The sequence below is a fragment of the Chitinophaga sp. HK235 genome (genome assembly GCF_018255755.1).
Classification (GTDB): domain Bacteria; phylum Bacteroidota; class Bacteroidia; order Chitinophagales; family Chitinophagaceae; genus Chitinophaga.
In genome coordinates this window covers 8,144,372-8,162,308 of the sequence record NZ_CP073766.1, presented here as the reverse complement: position 1 = coordinate 8,162,308, position 17,937 = coordinate 8,144,372, and the positions used below count along the sequence as shown (strand labels likewise).

General features: G+C 45.1%; 15 protein-coding genes and 1 tRNA gene. 9 read left to right on the top strand and 7 right to left on the bottom strand.

The window, feature by feature from the left end; all coding sequences use genetic code 11:
• Positions 1-99 precede the first annotated feature (99 nt).
• Both xylA and KD145_RS31575 read right to left on the bottom strand, forming a co-directional pair.
• Positions 100-1,431 (bottom strand): xylose isomerase, encoded by a 1,332-nt coding sequence (xylA, locus tag KD145_RS31580; protein ID WP_212003768.1) that lies wholly within the window; start codon positions 1,429-1,431, stop codon positions 100-102.
• A gap of 43 nt (positions 1,432-1,474) precedes the next feature.
• Positions 1,475-2,950 (bottom strand): xylulokinase, encoded by a 1,476-nt coding sequence (locus KD145_RS31575; RefSeq protein ID WP_212003767.1) that lies wholly within the window; start codon positions 2,948-2,950, stop codon positions 1,475-1,477.
• Positions 2,951-3,367: 417 nt separating this feature from the next.
• Here KD145_RS31575 and KD145_RS31570 point away from each other — a divergent pair, with 417 nt between their 5' ends.
• Positions 3,368-4,270, top strand: a complete 903-nt coding sequence (locus KD145_RS31570) for an AraC family transcriptional regulator (RefSeq protein ID WP_249219677.1) — start codon at positions 3,368-3,370, stop codon at positions 4,268-4,270.
• A gap of 340 nt (positions 4,271-4,610) precedes the next feature.
• Here KD145_RS31570 and KD145_RS31565 read toward each other — a convergent pair whose 3' ends face one another.
• Both KD145_RS31565 and KD145_RS31560 read right to left on the bottom strand, forming a co-directional pair.
• Positions 4,611-5,795, bottom strand: coding sequence for a DJ-1/PfpI family protein (locus tag KD145_RS31565; protein WP_212003766.1), 1,185 nt, complete (start codon positions 5,793-5,795; stop codon positions 4,611-4,613).
• On the bottom strand, positions 5,785-6,717 hold the full coding sequence (locus KD145_RS31560) for a GlxA family transcriptional regulator (protein ID WP_212003765.1): 933 nt from the start codon (positions 6,715-6,717) through the stop codon (positions 5,785-5,787). The genes KD145_RS31565 and KD145_RS31560 overlap by 11 nt, the downstream gene beginning before the upstream one ends.
• Before the next feature lie 375 nt (positions 6,718-7,092).
• On the opposite strand from KD145_RS31560, the gene KD145_RS31555 reads away from it, so the two are divergent.
• Complete coding sequence (locus KD145_RS31555; protein WP_212003764.1) at positions 7,093-8,631, top strand: SulP family inorganic anion transporter; 1,539 nt, start codon at positions 7,093-7,095, stop codon at positions 8,629-8,631.
• 74 nt (positions 8,632-8,705) lie between these two features.
• Here KD145_RS31555 and KD145_RS31550 read toward each other — a convergent pair whose 3' ends face one another.
• Positions 8,706-9,602, bottom strand: coding sequence for an AraC family transcriptional regulator (locus KD145_RS31550; RefSeq protein ID WP_212003763.1), 897 nt, complete (start codon positions 9,600-9,602; stop codon positions 8,706-8,708).
• A 168-nt stretch (positions 9,603-9,770) separates the two neighbouring features.
• Here KD145_RS31550 and KD145_RS31545 point away from each other — a divergent pair, with 168 nt between their 5' ends.
• The 6 genes from KD145_RS31545 (at position 9,771) to KD145_RS31520 (ending at position 14,897) form a co-directional block, all read left to right on the top strand.
• Entirely contained in the window at positions 9,771-10,622 is an 852-nt protein-coding gene (locus KD145_RS31545; protein WP_212003762.1) for an aldo/keto reductase, read from the top strand.
• Between the two features lie 126 nt (positions 10,623-10,748).
• Positions 10,749-11,066, top strand: a complete 318-nt coding sequence (locus KD145_RS31540) for a nuclear transport factor 2 family protein (RefSeq protein WP_308219054.1) — start codon at positions 10,749-10,751, stop codon at positions 11,064-11,066.
• Positions 11,067-11,110: 44 nt separating this feature from the next.
• The gene (locus tag KD145_RS31535; RefSeq protein ID WP_212003760.1) at positions 11,111-12,223 is read left to right on the top strand and encodes an alpha/beta fold hydrolase; all 1,113 of its coding nucleotides are present in this window, start codon (positions 11,111-11,113) and stop codon (positions 12,221-12,223) included.
• Between the two features lie 124 nt (positions 12,224-12,347).
• Complete coding sequence (locus KD145_RS31530) at positions 12,348-12,731, top strand: flavodoxin (RefSeq protein WP_212003759.1); 384 nt, start codon at positions 12,348-12,350, stop codon at positions 12,729-12,731.
• Between the two features lie 10 nt (positions 12,732-12,741).
• Entirely contained in the window at positions 12,742-14,412 is a 1,671-nt protein-coding gene (locus KD145_RS31525) for an alpha/beta fold hydrolase (RefSeq protein ID WP_212003758.1), read from the top strand.
• Between the two features lie 32 nt (positions 14,413-14,444).
• Positions 14,445-14,897, top strand: a complete 453-nt coding sequence (locus tag KD145_RS31520) for a cupin domain-containing protein (RefSeq protein ID WP_249219676.1) — start codon at positions 14,445-14,447, stop codon at positions 14,895-14,897.
• A gap of 899 nt (positions 14,898-15,796) precedes the next feature.
• On the opposite strand, the gene KD145_RS31515 is transcribed toward KD145_RS31520, so the two are convergent.
• Positions 15,797-15,880, bottom strand: a tRNA-Leu gene (locus KD145_RS31515).
• A gap of 127 nt (positions 15,881-16,007) precedes the next feature.
• Here KD145_RS31515 and KD145_RS31510 point away from each other — a divergent pair.
• Positions 16,008-17,219 carry an NAD(P)-dependent oxidoreductase gene (locus KD145_RS31510; protein WP_212003756.1) on the top strand — a complete coding sequence of 404 codons (1,212 nt, stop codon included), beginning with the start codon at positions 16,008-16,010 and terminating at the stop codon, positions 17,217-17,219.
• On the opposite strand, the gene KD145_RS31505 is transcribed toward KD145_RS31510, so the two are convergent.
• Positions 17,214-17,936: a tRNA1(Val) (adenine(37)-N6)-methyltransferase gene (locus KD145_RS31505; RefSeq protein WP_212003755.1), complete on the bottom strand. Its 723-nt coding sequence runs from the start codon at positions 17,934-17,936 to the stop codon at positions 17,214-17,216. The two genes, KD145_RS31510 and KD145_RS31505, sit on opposite strands and share 6 nt — an antisense overlap.
• Position 17,937: the final 1 nt, after the last annotated feature.

The window sequence follows — 17,937 nt, the reverse complement described above, 5'->3', positions numbered from 1 at the left end:
ACCCTAACTGTCAGATTAAAGCGGAACTATTCCAATATATGTGATGAAGCTGATTTAAATACAATTTATTCCTTTGTACGCTTCTTGTACCGGCATTCGCTAAAAGATACAACTGTTGATAAGATTCTCCAGCCACTCCTGCTTTCCACTGATCTGTACCGGTGCTCCTCCCGCGAAGGCCAGGTGGCGGAGGTCTTCGAGTGAAAGCTTCCCTTCTTCAAATTCCCGGCCTTTGCCTGTATCAAATGAGGCGTAGCGGTCCCGGCGAAATTTTTTATAGGACGTTTGTGTCAATATTTTTTCTGCAATTACGGCGGCCCGCGCAAAAGTATCTATGCCTCCGATATGCGCATGGAATATATCTTCCAGGTCTGTCGAATTACGCCGGGTTTTGGCGTCAAAGTTCACGCCTCCGCCGGAGAATCCTCCGGCTTCCAGGATGATGAGCATACTTTCGATGAGTTCATTCAGGTTTGTCGGAAACTGGTCCGTATCCCAGCCATTCTGCGCATCGCCGCGGTTGGCATCGATGCTGCCCAGCATACCGGCATCTGCTGCCACCTGCAGTTCATGCTGGAAAGTATGACCCGCCAGCGTAGCGTGGTTTACTTCAATATTCAATTTAAAGTCCTTTTCCAGCCCATACTGGCGCAGGAAACCGATTACAGTGGCGCTGTCAAAATCGTACTGGTGCTTGGTAGGTTCGCAGGGTTTAGGTTCAATAAAGAATGTTCCTTTGAAGCCCTGCTTCCGCGCGTAGTCACGGGCCATGGACAGGAAGCGCGCCAGATGCTCCTGCTCCCGTTTCATGTCCGTATTCAGCAATGTCATGTATCCTTCACGGCCTCCCCAGAAAACATAATTCTCTCCACCCAATGCTATGGTGGCATCCAATGCATTTTTCACCTGTGTGCCGGCGTAGGTCACTACGGTGAAGTCAGGATTGGTGGCAGCACCGTTCATATACCTTGGATGGCTGAATACGTTGGCCGTACCCCAGAGCAGCTTAACGCCACTGGCTGCCTGCTTCTGGCGGGCATAGTCTACTATCAGCTGCATACGTTTTTCGTAGGTAGCAAGATCTGCGCCTTCATCAATCAGATCTACATCATGAAAGCAGTAGTAGGGCAATCCCAATTTGGTGATAAACTCAAACGCGGCGTCCATCTTGTCTTTTGCGCTTTGTTCAGCATCCGTGGATGCAAGCCAGGGGAAATTTTTGGTGCCCGGTCCGAAGGGATCAGCGCCGGTACCACAGAAGGTGTGCCAGTAACTGACTGCAAAGCGGAAAAGTTCCTTCATGGATTTTCCTGCAATGATCCGGTTTTCATCATACCACTTATAGGCGAGTGGATTGTCAGACTGCGGTCCTTCGTAGCTGATCTTTCCTATACCTTTAAAATATTCGTGATTTCCAAGTGTGATGCTCATAAAAGGTGGATTTTAAAATGATATATTGTACATATGAACAGTATTATAATTTTGAACGCAACTCGGTGAGCCATTTACCGTAGACTTCACGGTACTGTACCTGAAGGGTTGCTTCCGGTTCAACAACCATCAGGCGTTCCATTCCCCGGAATGCTTCTTCCATGTTCACATATCCCGCGCCTATAGCTGCTCCGCGCGCTGCTCCCTGCGCGCCGTCAGTATTATACAGTTCTATCACAGTGTTGGCCGTATTGGCAAATATTTCACGGAATAGCGGACTGAGAAACATATTGGCATTGCCTGCTCTCACCCGATGAATTTTAAGATCCATAGCGGACATGATCTCTAAACCATAGTTAAGGCCAAAAACGATCCCTTCCTGCACAGCCCGCAACAGTTGTCTCCGGCCATGCCTGTTGAAATCCAGGTATCTGACGGAAGCGCCTATATGCCTGCTGCCCAGTATCCTCTCTGCACCGTTGCCAAATGGATATACCAGCAGGCCATCTGCGCCGGGAGCGCATGCAGCAGCTTCGCTGTTCATAGCAGCGTAATCAATATCACCCAGCATATTTTTCAACCAGCTATTGGCGATCCCTGTCCCGTTGAGGCACATCAATACGCCGTCACGGAGATGCTGTTCATCATTGCTGACGTGTACGAAGGTGTTAACACGGCTTTGCAGGTCAGATGCATGTTTATCATGCACGGCATACACTACGCCCGAAGTGCCTGCCGTAGCTGCGGCTTCCCCGGGTTTCAGCACATTGAGCGACAAAGCATTGTTGGGTTGATCACCTGCACGGTAAGTAACGGGTATGCCTGCTGGCAGCTGTAACGCCGCTGCAGCAGCGGCAGTAAGTGCCCCTTGTACGCCGAAGGCAGGCACTACAGCAGGTATCAGGCTTTCATCTATATTATAATAGTCCAATAGTTTCCTGCTGATGGCATTGGCTTTGAAATCCCATAAGACCCCTTCTGAAAGACCGGAAACAGTTGTACATATATCGCCTGTAAGCTTCATGGCAATGAAATCTCCAGGCAGCATGACCTTATCAATGCGTTCATAGATATGTGGTTCATTTTCATATATCCATCGCAATTTGGAAGCCGTAAAATTTCCAGGGGAATTAAGCAGATGATCGAGACAATATTGTTTTCCCAATGCATTGAATGCCCTATTGCCTATATGCACAGCACGACTGTCGCACCAGATAATAGCCGGGCGCAGCACCTGCTGTTGTTTATCTACACATACCAGCCCATGCATCTGATAGGCAATACCGATGCCACCAATGGCGGAGGAATCAATCCGGACTTGTTGCCTTAATAAATCTGTGGCGGCGATTATCTCCCGCCACCAGCTTTCCGGCTCCTGCTCCGCCCATCCTTTATAGGGTACCTGTATGGGCATCTCCCTGGAAGGACTGATGGCAGATGCCATACATCTGCCACTATCCGCATCGAGTAATGCAGCTTTTATGGAGGAGGAACCAATATCGTAACCAATAAAATACATACCCATTAATTTGATTCAATTAGATAAAAATGCCATACAGACAGATAACAGCAACGTGCATTGCCAACCAACAAGTGCTAAAGACAGGACGTTATCTGATAAAATATGATGCAATAAAGGTACGTGGCGGCACCACCCGTGACTACTCCTATTATCTACAAAACATAAACTATTATATACGATAGGCTTAGAAAATCCTGCTCCCTCTGAAAGGCATGCCAGCTCCGGCAAATTCCGGTATACTTTTTAATTTGCTCTCCAATTGTGCTATCCATTCCTTATTTTCTCCACCTTGATGAACATAACTTACTGAGAATTCATATCTTAGTTTTCTGACAATGTCGGTTTGGAAACGAAATAAATTATTTCCCCGAGCATCGCCGGCGCCGCCACTAATACATTATAATATTTACACTCATGAATATCATGAAGCCGCTAATAGAGAAACTCACGTTATCAGAAAATACATCCTTTGTAGCCAGAACTTATCGTACGCCCAACTTTGAAGTACCCTGGCATCAACACAATGAATATGAACTCATTTTGATTTTGGAAGGTGAAGGCTCTGCTTTTGTTGGAGATTATATTGGAGATTTCAGACCGGGAGATATCTTCTTCCTTGCGCCCAATCTGCCTCATACCTTTCAGAAGTCCGGCGATATAATTACCAGCGCAGTAGTTATTCAATTTCCTGATAACTTTTTGGGGAGCGATCTGATTAATTTACCGGAAGGAATATATTTGAAGAAGCTTTTGCTAGCTGCTACGCAGGGGTTGAAGATAATCGGTAATTATAGAGAAAAAATGGCCTGCATAATCCGGGATCTGGAAAATCAGCAACGATTTGCGCGCATCATCAGCCTCTTCCAGTGCCTGAATATGATGGCTGAATCAGAAGATCACATAGCACTATCCTCACAGGCACCAGACGCTACCTATAGTTTAAAACAGGAAGAAATCGATTTGATACTTCAATATACCAACAATAACTTCCGGAACAAAATCAGCCTCCGGGAAGTATCGACGGTAGTAAGCATGAGCATACCTGCATTCTGTAAGTATTTCCGCAGAAGCACCAAAAAGACCTATGTCGACTATCTGAACGAAATCAGGATAGGTTATGCCTGTAAACTCCTAAAGGACACTAACAAAAGTGTGATTGAAATATGTTTCGAAAGCGGTTTCAATACGCTTCCAAACTTTAATAAACAGTTTCTGAAATATAAGTCTATCCCTCCCTCAACTTTCAGAAAAATGATAAAATATCCATCAATCCATTTTTCAGTAGACTATGATGATAGAATATTGTCTGAACAATAAAAGCTTCAATTTGAATATCAGATTTCAATCATCATAAGTCCGTATGCTGTAGATTACTGCAGGTATTTACCAGGCAGGTTAACCCGGGGTAAATAATTGCAATCGGGAAGATTGAGCTACTGCCATCGCAGGGATACCAACAGAAAGACAAGTAAGTTTTTCATATATGCACGCGAAATAATTGTCAAATCAACATTTAAATCTTATCTGCACAAGTGTTGAACAAATTACAATCTCTCTTCAATATATATATTCTTATGTCATGAGGCAATTGTTAAACTACTTTCCTGACGTCGTGTCGTCATATTCGGAAAAGGACGCCAAAAGGACTGTAGAGGGTTTAGTTATAGTCGAGTAACCGCTTTACCACTTCGGTGTATCTTGGGCCATATTGCAGCTGGATTCGGTTCAGGCAAGCGTCTATGATATACAGGGGGTTCTGCCGGTCATAACTAACCACTACTGAAGGCTCTGACAGGAATTGAATTTTTGACGGAAGCTTATCCGGATACAAAACATGAAGCTCATCCGGATGGAATTTATCCAAACTGGCGGTTGGCAGTAAAGTGAGTCCATAGCCTGTGGTTATGCTGCTACTTGTCAATGTTACACTTTCCAGTGATTTAGGAAAGGTCCGGTTATACGTATCTAATACCGCAGCCAGCTCCAACTCATTGGCACCATCCTGCAATAATACCCCGATCTGCCTGTTTTTTCCGAACAATACTTTTTTGCCGATGGCTATTTTATCACCGAAACCAATGGGAGTACTCTTATGTGCTGTTTGTTGGGGAGAAGCCGTATAGTTGATCAACTTGCTTACCCCTAACATCGTTTGATGCCCCCAAAGGGTATCAATGATAAAAAGTGCCCCATCCGTGGCATTTGAAACGCCTGCGGTGCTATACAGGCTTCCACTGCGGGTTACGCGTATGTTATCAACCCATTGTGGCTTATTATATTGCTTCCGGATGGCTGCGTAATCAGACGCATGGGCAGTAAGCGGCCTGCCATCATAGATACCAGTCGCCGCTGCTGTCAGCGCGCCGTCACAAACGGAAAGCATAACAGTAGAATCATGATAATGTTTTTTAATCCAATTTACGATCTTTGGATTTTGGTGACGTGCATCCATCGCCGACAAATTAGGAATAACGATCACCTTGGCATTGATACCAGTGGAATCGAATTCATCGAAAGAAAAATGCGGCAGCAGGAAAAGCCCCTTTCGTATGATAACGGGTTCTTTTTTCTCTGCAACCACATACACATTTGCCTTTCCGGTAGCGCTGAACAGGTAATACGGCGCCATCAGGTCGAAAATCTCAGTTCCCTCATTATCTGCAACAAGTATCACCGTCTCTTTGGTGGAGTCAAAACCCGGGCGTTGGTAGCTGAAAGTGGAATGACCCTCAAATGTTTTCCATCTCATAAACTCCCGGACAGGGGCACAGGCATAAAAAAACCAGATCATTGTCATACCAGTAATCAGAAGGATGCCGTAGGTCACTTTACTATTTTTCACTTTTGCTATATTTTTTTAGTATTCTTTGTAATTGCCGGGCGGACTTGAACCCGCACTCCGAAGCTATTTTAGTGATTGTGTATTCAGGATTATTACGCAGCGTTCCCGCTTTTTCCACCCTAAGACGGGTGAGATATTCGTTGATCGTTATGCCTGTGGCTTCTTTAAAAATCCTGGTGAGGTTTCTTGAGCTGCTATTGAAAAGTTCAGACAACGTTTCCACCGTCAAGGACAGCTCCAGATGGCTGATCATATAATCCTGCACCTGGTGGATCTTTGGGTTGATGTGATTCCTATAATCCAGGTAGATATGCTGTTGGCTATGTTTACCGCCCCTGCGGTGGTATATCACCAGTCCCCTGGAAACCTGGTTGGCCACTAATGGCCCCAGCCATTCTTCCAAGATGGATAAGGCCATATCAATTCCGGAGCTAATGCCTGCACTGGTATAGACATTCCCACTCTTTACGAACAATACATCGGTAAGTACGCGGGCTGCGGGGAACATGCTTTGCAGGAGATCAGTACTCCTCCAGTGGGTGGTACACTCACGGCCGTCCAGCAGACCAGCGCTGCCCAGGATAAAGGCTGCATTGCATACCGAGCAGATATTAATTTTACGGGCTGAACAATCGCCCAGCCAGCGAAAAAATGAGTATTCAATACCAGGACGTCTTTTCAGGCCTTCAAAATAGAAACCAGGAATAAAGATAAAATCGCCTTCGCTCAAGGTTGCTTTCCGGTAATTCCTGATTTTTCCCAAAGGTAGTCCCACAGCACTGGCAGGTTGCTGCTCCACAGCATAGAATGCTATATCAAGTTCAATACCCATCAGGCTTGCTTCCCTGAATACCTGGGCCGGCCCTGCCAGGTCCAACAGCTCCACAAGCGGAGGCAGGATAAAGGCAATTTTTCTGGTCATCCTGCAAAATTAGCCTTTGCTACACTTCCTGTAAAGGACAATAATGCGTCATATTCAGCCATTAATACAAAACCGAGTCTATTCCAAGTGCCAATGGCATTAATGCGAGTATGGCAGATGGCCATTTTCATTTTGGACAATACCTTAATAGGGCTTACATATTATGTATAGTTCATGTTATATTATATCATTTTGCAAAAAGAAAAATTATGTCCTACCTTCGCGACCGAAATGAATAGAAAAAATACATCATCAGCGGTTACTCCACCATGACTAACAGGCACTTCCTGTAGGCTACACCTCGTTTTGTGGGTATAGCATGACTATTCATTTTATCGATCCGCATTATTCTCTTTTATAATAAACCATCAGTAAATGAAGGCTTACCTTAATTTATTTGATTTTAAGCAAAAAGTCAACTACAAGAATGAGGTCCTGGCGGGCTTAACAGTAGCGATGACTATGATGCCAGAATCATTATCCTTTGCCATTTTTGCTGGTTTCCCACCACTAGTTGGCTTATATGCGGCTTTTATCATGGGGTTAATTACTTCTGTTTTTGGTGGCAGACCTGGTTTAATATCAGGTGGTGCGGGTGCTACTGTTGTTGTGCTGATTGCCTTAATGAAATCACATGGCATCGAATACGTGTTTGCAGCAGTCGCTTTGGCGGGAGTGATACAGATTCTAATAGGTTTATTTAAGTTGGGGAAATTTGTAAGACTTGTTCCTCAGCCGGTGATGTATGGGTTCGTAAACGGACTTGCAGTAATTATATTTATGGCACAGTTGGAGCAGTTTAAAACAATTGTTAATGGTCATAGCGTATGGCTTAGCGGTACACCGCTATTTATTATGGGCGGTTTGGTATTGTTGACTATAGCCATAGTTATACTGTTACCGAAAGTGACCAAGGCGATACCTCCATCCCTCGTTGCTATCCTTATTGTTTTCTTACTTGTATGGGGATTGAATATTGACACCAAAACAGTTAAGGATATTGCATCAGTAAGTGGTGGTTTCCCACCCTTCCACATACCAATGATTCCATTTAAATTGGAAACCTTAAGAGTTATTTTCCCTTATGCCTTAGTCATGGCTTGTGTTGGGTTAACCGAAGGTTTGCTGACAGTAAATCTCGTGGATGAAATGACAGGGACTAAAGGGAATGGTAATAGGGAGTGTATTGCACAAGGCACAGCTAATATTGCAAATGGGTTTTTCTTTGGAATGGGCGGTTGCCCGATGATCGCTCAAACACTGGTCAATTTATCAGCTGGAGCCAGAGCTAGATTATCCGGTATAATTGCCTCCTTTACAATATTAATAATTATACTATTTGGAGCGCCAATAATAGAACGCCTCCCCATGGCAGCCCTTACAGGTGTGATGATTATGGTAGCAATAGGTACCTTTGAATGGGGAAGTTTCCGCATTATCAATAAAATGCCTAAACAAGACGTGTTTGTAGGAATGCTTGTCGCTCTCATAACTATTTTGCTGCATAACCTGGCATTAGCAGTATTGATTGGAGTAATCATATCTGCATTAGTTTTCGCCTGGGAAAGCGCCAAACGAATCCGGGCAAAAAAATATCTGGATGAACAAGGAGTAAAACATTACGAGATATACGGACCTCTATTTTTTGGATCAGTTACTGCATTCAACGAGAAATTTGATGTTATCGGAGATCCGGCAGATGTAGTTATTGATTTTAAAGAAAGCAGAGTTGCAGACATGAGTGGTATTGAAGCGTTAAATAAACTAACTGAACGCTATGCAAAGGCGGGAAAAAAATTACACTTACGCCATCTAAGCGGTGACTGCAGGGTATTACTGAAGAATGCCGAATCTGTCATTGAGGTAAATATATTAGAAGACCCTTTTTATAGAGTTGCCTCGGATAAAATTTGATATATTTTCCCTTTGGATTGGATTAGAAATTAAGAGGGAACTAATCGAAGGTTTTGACGAAATCAATTATCTTATCAATTCTGCATCCGGTATTCATTTGGTGTGATGCCAACACGTTGTTTAAACAAACGGGTAAAGTGTGCCGGATACTTAAACCCTAATTCGCCGGCCACCTGGCTAACAGATTTATTCAGATCAAATATTCTTTCCTTGGCGATGTTTATTATTTTGGTCTGGATGTATTCCTGCGCTGTCTTTCCTGTTTCCTTCTTCACAAGATCACCAAAGTAATTGGCTGACAGATTCAATTCACTGGCACAATATGCGACTGACGGTAATCCCAGATTTTGGGACTTGTCGGATTCAAAATAATCATTCAACAGCTGCTCAAACCGTTCCAGTACGCCCTTATAAACATGTTCCCGTGTAATGAACTGCCGATCATAGAACCTCACACAATAATCCAGCAGCAGTTCAATGTTGGAGGCGATCAGTTTTTTACTGTGCTTATCAATCGCATGTTGTAGTTCGTAGCTGATTTTTGAGAAACAGTCCATCACGATCTGACGCTCCCGTTCAGATAAATGCAGCGCTTCCCGCGTATCATACGTGAAGAAGGTATAATCATGGATGCGGCGTCCCAGCGCTGTACCATGTATTAAATCCGGATGGAATACCAGTGCGTACCCTTTGGGCTGGTACATCTCTCCGTTGCTGTTAACGCCTGCTACCTGTCCGGGAGCCAGAAAGACCAGCGTACCTTCCTGATAGTCGTAGGTATTCCGGCCATAGGTGATGTCGCCACATTTCACCTCCTTCAGGAAAATGGTGTAAAACCCAAAGTACATGCGGGAACCGCTTCTGGGATCAGCCTTTGAGAGGTCCACCACGCTGACCAAAGGGTGCAGTGTTTCGTTATTATTAAAGGAGTTATAATCGCTAATTGTATTGAATTTCAACATATTATCCATAAACAACCATAGGTATTTACTTGTTAAAATTACTGAATAATCGCACTGCGCCCCGGCTGAGTCCCCCACTTCGGTAATAATGGTAAAAAGACCCGTAATAGGTATAAGAACGATGCAGAAAATGTGAGTCACCTTTGTAAAGTCAAAGTAAACTACATACACTAAAGTATGAAAAACGTAACGCTGAACAACGGAGTACAAATGCCTATTCTTGGATATGGCGTTTTTCAGGTGACAGACCTGGCAGAGTGCGAGAGAGGCGTGCTGGATGCGATTGCCACCGGATACAGGCTTATTGATACTGCTGCCTCCTATGGTAATGAAGAAGCGGTAGGCGCCGCCATAAAGAAATCTGGTGTAGCCAGGGAGGAGCTGTTTATTACGACTAAGTTATGGATACAATCTGATGGCTATACCAGTACTAAAAAGGCTTTTGAGAATTCTCTAAAAAGACTGCAGCTGGATTACCTCGACCTGTACCTGATACACCAGCCTTATGGCGATGTTTACGGCGAATGGAGGGCAATGGAGGAACTGTATAAAGAAGGCCGTATAAGGGCCATTGGTGTCAGTAATTTTCATCCTGACCGACTGATGGACCTGCTCATCCATAATGAGGTGGTACCCGCCGTAAACCAGGTAGAAACCCACCCTTTTCACCAGCAAACTGCTGCGCAGCAATTCCTGCTGGAAAATCATATACAAATTGAATCCTGGGGACCGTTCGCAGAAGGAAAGAATAATATTTTCCATAATGACCTGCTGGGTGGTATTGCTGATAAATACAAAAAATCAATTGCGCAGGTGATTCTAAGATGGCTTACTCAACGCGGTGTGATCGCTATTCCTAAATCTGTCCGGAAAGAACGAATGGAAGAAAATTTCAACATTTTCGACTTTGAACTTAGTGACCAGGACTTGGATGCCATAAAAGCCCTGGACTCTGCCACCAGCAGTTTCTTCGATCACCGCGACCCTGCGATGGTAAAATGGTTGGGGGAAAGGCAAATGAATATATAACTCATTAACCCGATCATCATATGAAAAAAAGAATATTGGGAAAATCCGTCTGGAAGTATCTGCTTTGGGGCTTGGTTGTATGGGATTAAGTTATGGATACGGGCAGGCGCTGAATAAAGCGGATGGCTGACCGCCAGGTGGATTCTCTGGGATGCGCTGTTCAATGAAAAAGCTGTTTTCGTTCACATGGGTGATACAATGGCGAAGGCGCAGGAACTAAATGTTATTAGATCAGGATCCATCCAGTATAAGCAGGCCGATATTCAGGAAACATCTGTACAATTGATTGGGAACACTGCTATTCTATTGAATAAAATCCGGTTGCTGGCCGTTGTTGGCGGCAATGAAGTCACTAATCCATTTGTTGTGACAGAAGTGTATGTAAAGCAGGAAAACGGCTGGTCGTTAGGTTCTATGTCATTCACCCGGCTGTTAACACAATAACATTTCAGCAGACGCTTTTCTCATGCAGATTCAAATTATCGTATATGCTTATCAGTAAGATATCAAGGAAAATATATTTTTCGTTGTTGATCGCCCCTATATTCATCACGGGCTGTGCTTCCAACAAGGCAAGCATCGATACAGGACAGTTAGTACTGCGGCAGCAAGGCAGCTTTGCAGTAGGTGGCACTGTTGTAACCAACCCAGGGACCTTTGACCCGATCAAAGACGGGGCTTACAATCCTGTCAATCCCAGCAGCGCAGGGCAAACACTCCATGTAGATCATGCCTACGTTTTCTACCAGGTGCCGGAGCGTCCCAGAAAACTGCCGCTGGTATTCTGGCACGGGCATGGACAGTTCACGAAAACATGGGAAACGACACCCGATGGGCGGGAAGGGTTTCAAACGATCTTTCTGCGGCGCAGGTTTCCGGTGTACCTGATCGATCAGCCCAGACGTGGACATGGCGGCAAAAGCCCTCAGCCTATCAACCTTGCACCTACTGCCGACGATCAACTTTGGTTTGGAATATTTCGTTTAGGTGTGTGGCCCGACTTTTATCCTGGTGTTCAGTTCTCCAAAGACCCGGAAGCATTGAATCAGTTTTTCCGTCAGACGGCCTCCAATATTGGGCCTTATAATCCGGAAGTAAATACGAATGCGGTATCTGAACTGTTTAATAAGATTGGCGCCGGAATTCTGGTGACGCACTCGCAAAGCGGCGGCTTGGGATGGCGTACTGCACTAAAAAATCCTCGTATCAAGGCTGTAGTTTCCTATGAACCGGGCGGTGACTTTGTATTTCCGGAAGGGGAAGCCCCGCACTCCATCGTATTAGGCAGTCGTGTTATCAAGCCGGCTACTATTCCGCTGCCGGAGTTCCAGCAGCTCACAAAGATTCCCATAGCCATTTACTATGGTGACAATATTCCCGACAGCCCTAGTACGAACCCCGGACAGGAACAATGGCGGGTATTCCTGGACATTGCCCGAAAATGGAGGGATGTGGTCAATAAACACGGTGGCGATGTAACACTGATTCACTTACCTGAAATAGGCATTCATGGTAACACCCATTTCCCTTTTTCAGACTTAAACAATGTCCAGATTGCCGACCTGCTATCGAAATTTTTAAAGGAGAAGGGACTTGATTAAACTTTTTGTTCAATGAAAATAATAGCCACCTGGTTACTAGGTATGTCGATTCTGTTGCTGTCCGGTTGCTCTAAAGCGCAGCAGGCTGTAACCAGTCAAAGACCCTTCCAATTATCAGGCAACGGTGCAGCAGGTATCGTCTGAAAATGAGAAGGGCTACCTGCCAGCGCTAAAAACGAAGATTGACAATATTGAGAACTACGATGTAGTTTTTATTGGCTTTCCTACCTGGGGGATGCAGTTACCACCGCCGATAAAGAGTTTTTTACACCAATATGATTTAAGCGGCAAAACAGTTATTCCTTTTAATACTAATGGCGGGTATGGTATAGGTAGCAGTTTTGATACGGTAAAGCAGCTTTGCCCGAAAAGTAAAATACTGAAAGGATTTTCCATCAGAGGTGGTTCCGAAAGAGATGGGAAACTGCTCGTCATTAAAGAAAAAGAAGCTGCGGAGGCGGAAGCGAAAGTAGTAGAATGGCTACGCAGCATCAATTTGTTGAAATAAAAAAGATGAGATGAAACTATTCAAAAATATTTCTGTGATGGCATTGTTCACTACGTTTGTCGGAATGTGTGGATCTGCGAATGCCCAACAGCCGGCAGATACAGGTAAAGTACTTACAGATAAGCAGGAAAGCATCATTCCTATTGCTGCTCATGCGGCAACCGGTAATCAGGCGTTTTTGAATCAGGCGCTGAACAACGGATTAGATGCAGGATTGAGCATTAATGAGGTAAAGGAAATACTGGTACAATTGTATGCCTATGCCGGTTTTCCCCGCAGCCTGAACGCTATAGGCACACTGGAGAACGTTGTGAGCGGCAGGAAACAAAGAGGAATAAATGATGCTGTCGGGAACACACCTGCAGCCGTCAATTTCATACCGTCAAAGTTTGTATTTGGGAAGAGGGTACAAACTAAGTTAACCGGCACAACGAACATTGGCGCCCCTCAAAAATATGTTCCTGTTATAGATACTTTTTTAAAGGAACACTTATTTGCAGATATTTTCGGCAGAGACAACCTGGATTATCAAAACCGGGAGATTGCCACGATTTCAGCGCTGGCGAGTATGAGCGGTACAGCGGCACAATTACGGGCGCATCTGAATGTAGGCAGGAATGTTGGATTTACGGAACAGCAGCTGCGACGTATGGCGTTCCTGATTTCTACCAAAGTGGGATGGCGGGAAGGCAATACTGCTACAGATATGCTGAATGAGATGTTCAATACGGCATCCGCTGATATGATAAAAACAGAAAATGGCGTTGCTATGGAAAAGGTGACTTTCCCCAATCAGAATATTACTGTTGTCGGCAATCTGTTCCTTCCTAAGAACTTCGACCGGCATAAACAGTATCCGGCCATACTGGTGGGACACCCTGCTGGTGGTGTGAAGGAACAAACAGCCGGATTGTATGCGCAGAAACTTGCGGAGCAGGGATATGTTACTCTGGCGTTTGACGCATCCTATCAGGGAGAAAGTGGCGGCGAGCCCAGATTTCTGGAGGACCCAGCGGTACGTACAGAGGACTATCGTGCAGCAACAGATTATCTGAGCAACCATCCATCGATTAATCCGGACCGCATTGGTGTACTGGGCATCTGTGCCGGTGGCGGCTTCGCCATAAAGGCGGCACAGACGGAACACCGTTTAAAAGCTGTGGCTACTGTTAGCATGGTGGATCTTGGTCAGCTTCGCCGCGAGGGACTGAATGGTGTGTTAAAACCGCAGATGCAGCAACGCCTGGATGAAGTAGGTAAACAACGGACACGGGAAGCGCATGGGGAGCCGATAAAGTACGTGAACTATGTATTTAACTCCCGTGAAGAAATTCCCGCCGGCGCTACTGGCATGTACAGAGAAGGATATGAGTATTACCGTACTCCCAGAGGACAGCATCCGAATTCGCAGAACAAGTATGTATTTACCAGTCTGGATAAGCTGATGGCATTTACAGCACTGGACCATGTGGAAATGATCTCACCTCGTCCCTTGCTGCTGATTATTGGTAAAGAGGCAGACTCCCGCTATTTCAGCGATGATGCCTTTGCCAGGGCGGCAGCTCCGAAAGAACTGTTCGAGGTTCCCGGTGCGTCCCATATTGATATGTACGACAGGCCGGAATATGTACCGCAGGCGGTGAAAAAATTGGATAATTTCTTTAAGCATTATCTGAAATGAAAATGAAGCATATTTTTAGCATCAGCTTTCCAATGTTGGCAATATTAGTTGCCTCCTGTGGCTCACTTCCTGGACAGCATTCAGAGAATACACAGCTTATTTTTCCCAAAGGAGAAAGAATCACCAATGATAATTTCGAGGGAAACGTCTACCTGCAACAATTGGTAAGCCCCGATAGCCTTAATAGTACGCAGGTGGGAAACGTGACCTTTGCGCCTGGTGCCAGGACCAAATGGCATTATCATCCCGGTGGTCAAATACTGTTGGCTACCGGAGGTGTGGGATATTATCAGGAAAAAGGACGGCCAAAAGTTATTCTCCGCAAAGGTGATGTAATAAAGTGCCCGCCTAATGTTCCTCATTGGCATGGAGCAAGCGCTGATACCGGGTTTATTCAGGTCGCTATCACCAACACACAAAATGGACCTACCATATGGCTTCAGGCTGTTACCGATAAAGAATATAGAGCAGAGGCGAAGAAATGATATAGATTCTATCACATTAAGCTATTTGCTATTCGTGTTTTGTTGAAAATTTTATTTAGGCAGTTTCAAAATCGCTTCATTCTGATCTTTAGGTCGATATCTCTTGTAAGTCAAGTTAACATATTTCGTTGTTGTATGTCCCAAAAGCAAAGACACTGTTGCAGCATCAACATTTGCATCATGAAGTAAAATACTAAAGCTCAGTCTTGCACAATTCCAGATAATATGTTTTTCTATGGCTGCGGATTTACACCAAACGCCAGGTACTTTATTCGCTCCATTTGCTGTTGGTAGGTTAAAAACAAGGCGATGGTCATCTAGAACATGGCCTAACAGGGACTTTTGGAATTTAGTGCAAAGTTCTTCCGTAAGATCTTTAGGAGATAAATAATTAGAACTAAAAAATCGTCGAAACTGATTGTAACTGCATACAAGATGCCTATTGCCGAAAGTTTTGTTATGCCCTACATAGTTTTCGTAGTAATCTAGAAAATTACGTTCAAATCTATACGAAGCGGTAAAATCAGAACCGACTGAAACTCCATCCAGGATTAACTAAGACTTCTTAATCTCCAACAATTTAAGCGTTTCGCTATTATATTTCTTTTGAATTGCATTCTCAGGATGCGCATAGGTAAATACGCCAGTGGCTATACGTTGTCCTGCTTTCTTACCCCACTCAAAAGAGTAGAATACCTTGCTGTGATCACGTGATACAAGCGGAGTTACTATGACTTTCATTTTCCTTTATGTGCGCCAAATGATGTACCATGTAAGTGCCGGCATGTGTGTCAGAAAAACGGGAGTAAGTGATTGAAAGTGAATAAAAGTGGCAGGATTGAAAGTTGCGGAAAACAAAAAAGCCTTCATAATCTACTGATTATGAAGGCTTTATCTTGTGCCCAGAACAGGAATCGAACCTGCACTCCGTTGCCGAAACAAGATTTTGAGTCTAGCGCGTCTACCAATTCCGCCATCTGGGCAATCTTTTACAAGACCTTTCCGCGTCAATTGCGGGATGCAAATGTAGAAAATCTTTTTTTAATCTGCAAAATAAATTTCAACTATCTGCAAAAAATTCTTGCGTAAGAATTTACAGTAAATTGAAGTATGGAAAAAAAGATCTCAATAGGACTTATCAGGGAAGAAAAACAACCACACGATAACCGCGTGGCTTTTGCGCCCAAACAATGCCAATGGATCATGCACCATTTTCCGCAGGTGGAAATACTGGTACAACCCTCCGCCCATCGCTGTTTTAAGGATGAAGAATACCAAAGGGCAGGCATCACGCTGCAGGAAGATCTCAGCCAGTGCCAGCTGCTGCTGGGTATCAAGGAAGTACCGCCGGAATATCTCATTCCCAATAAAACCTACCTTTTCTTTAGCCACACCAAAAAGAAACAACCGCATAACCAGCATATGCTGCAGGTGATCCTGGAAAAAAATATCACGCTGATAGATTATGAATGCCTCGTACACCCTGACGGACAGCGGATCCTGGGCTTCGGCTTCTTTGCGGGAGTAGTGGGCGCGCATAACGGCCTGCAGGCTTTAGGCCGGAAAACCGGCACCTTCTCTTTTAAACCAGTGCATACCTGCCACGACTTTCAGGAACTGATCTCACACTATTTCGGCATCAAGCTGCCACCGATGAAAATCGTCCTCACCGGCTCCGGTCGCGTGGCTGCAGGCGTGCTGGAGATCATGGGACTGCTGGGTATCAAATACATCCCGCCGGAAGAATATCTGGTTAATCAATACGCCTATCCCGTTTATACCCAGCTGAAAGCAGGAGAACTTTATCTGCGTAAAAACGATAAAACATACAGCCGGGCCGACTTCCACGCCCACCCGGAAAACTACGAATGCCGCTTCCGCCCGTATCTAACGGTCAGCGATATACTAATGAACGGTATTTACTGGGACCACAACATCCCTCCTCTGTTCTCTCCGGAAGACCTGAAAAAGGAAAACTTCCGCATCCGGGTGATCGCCGACATTACAGACGATACCAACGGCTCCGTGCCCTGCAACCTGGGCGACAGCACCATCGAAGACCCTGTATATGGCATTGTAAAAACCACCATGCAACAAACAGCCCCCTATCTCCCTGATACAGTGGATATGATGTGCGTGAGCAACCTGCCCAACGAACTGCCCCGGGACGCCTCCCAGTACTTCGGTGACCAGATCATGAAATATGTTTTTGAAGAATTACTGAAGGAACAAAGCCCCATGATAGCCCAGGCTACCATCGCAGCCAACGGAATGCTTACCGAGCCGTTCGCCTATCTGGAAGACTATGTACATCCCTTATAACTTCAGGTAATAAGGCCGCAGCAAGGCCTCAAAGGCAGGAGTATAACGGTTGTTTTCATCATAAATGGCCAACTCCTCTGTGTCAGTATGGCCCGGGGTTTTGCTGAAGATACCGGTGGCCCGGAAATACCCGTGTTTTACACTTTGTTTTACACGTAATACTTTCCGGGGATGATAACCTTTTGTTGATGCCAATGCCGTGAACACTTCAAACTGCACATAGGGCAATAACACCGAAAACTCACCACCCTCCCGGAGATTACGGCCGATAGCGTCCAGCAGGTCGGCATAACTGAGATTGGTGGCATGCATCGCCTGGTCTTTCTGCGCATGCCCGCTCTTCAGAGCGGCTTCATAAAACGGTGGGTTGGTGATAATAAAATCAAAAGGCTGCGGGGCTGTCATTTTTCGTATATCCTCCTGCGTTAGCACCAGACGGTCCGCCCACGGCGAAGCCTGAAAATTGGCCGCAGCCTGCATGGCAGCTGCCGGGTCCAGTTCCACAGCCGTTACGGGTACAGACACCTCCTGTGCCAACATCAGACTAAGCAGACCGGTGCCGGCTCCTATATCCAGTATAGCCGACACCGTTATATCGGAGGCAGATAGGTACTGCGCAGTGAAAGCACCCTGTATACAGGCGTCTGTACATACTTTCATCGCGCAATGCGCCTGATCTACCTTAAACTGCTTGAATTGAAAAAATGTATTGCCCATT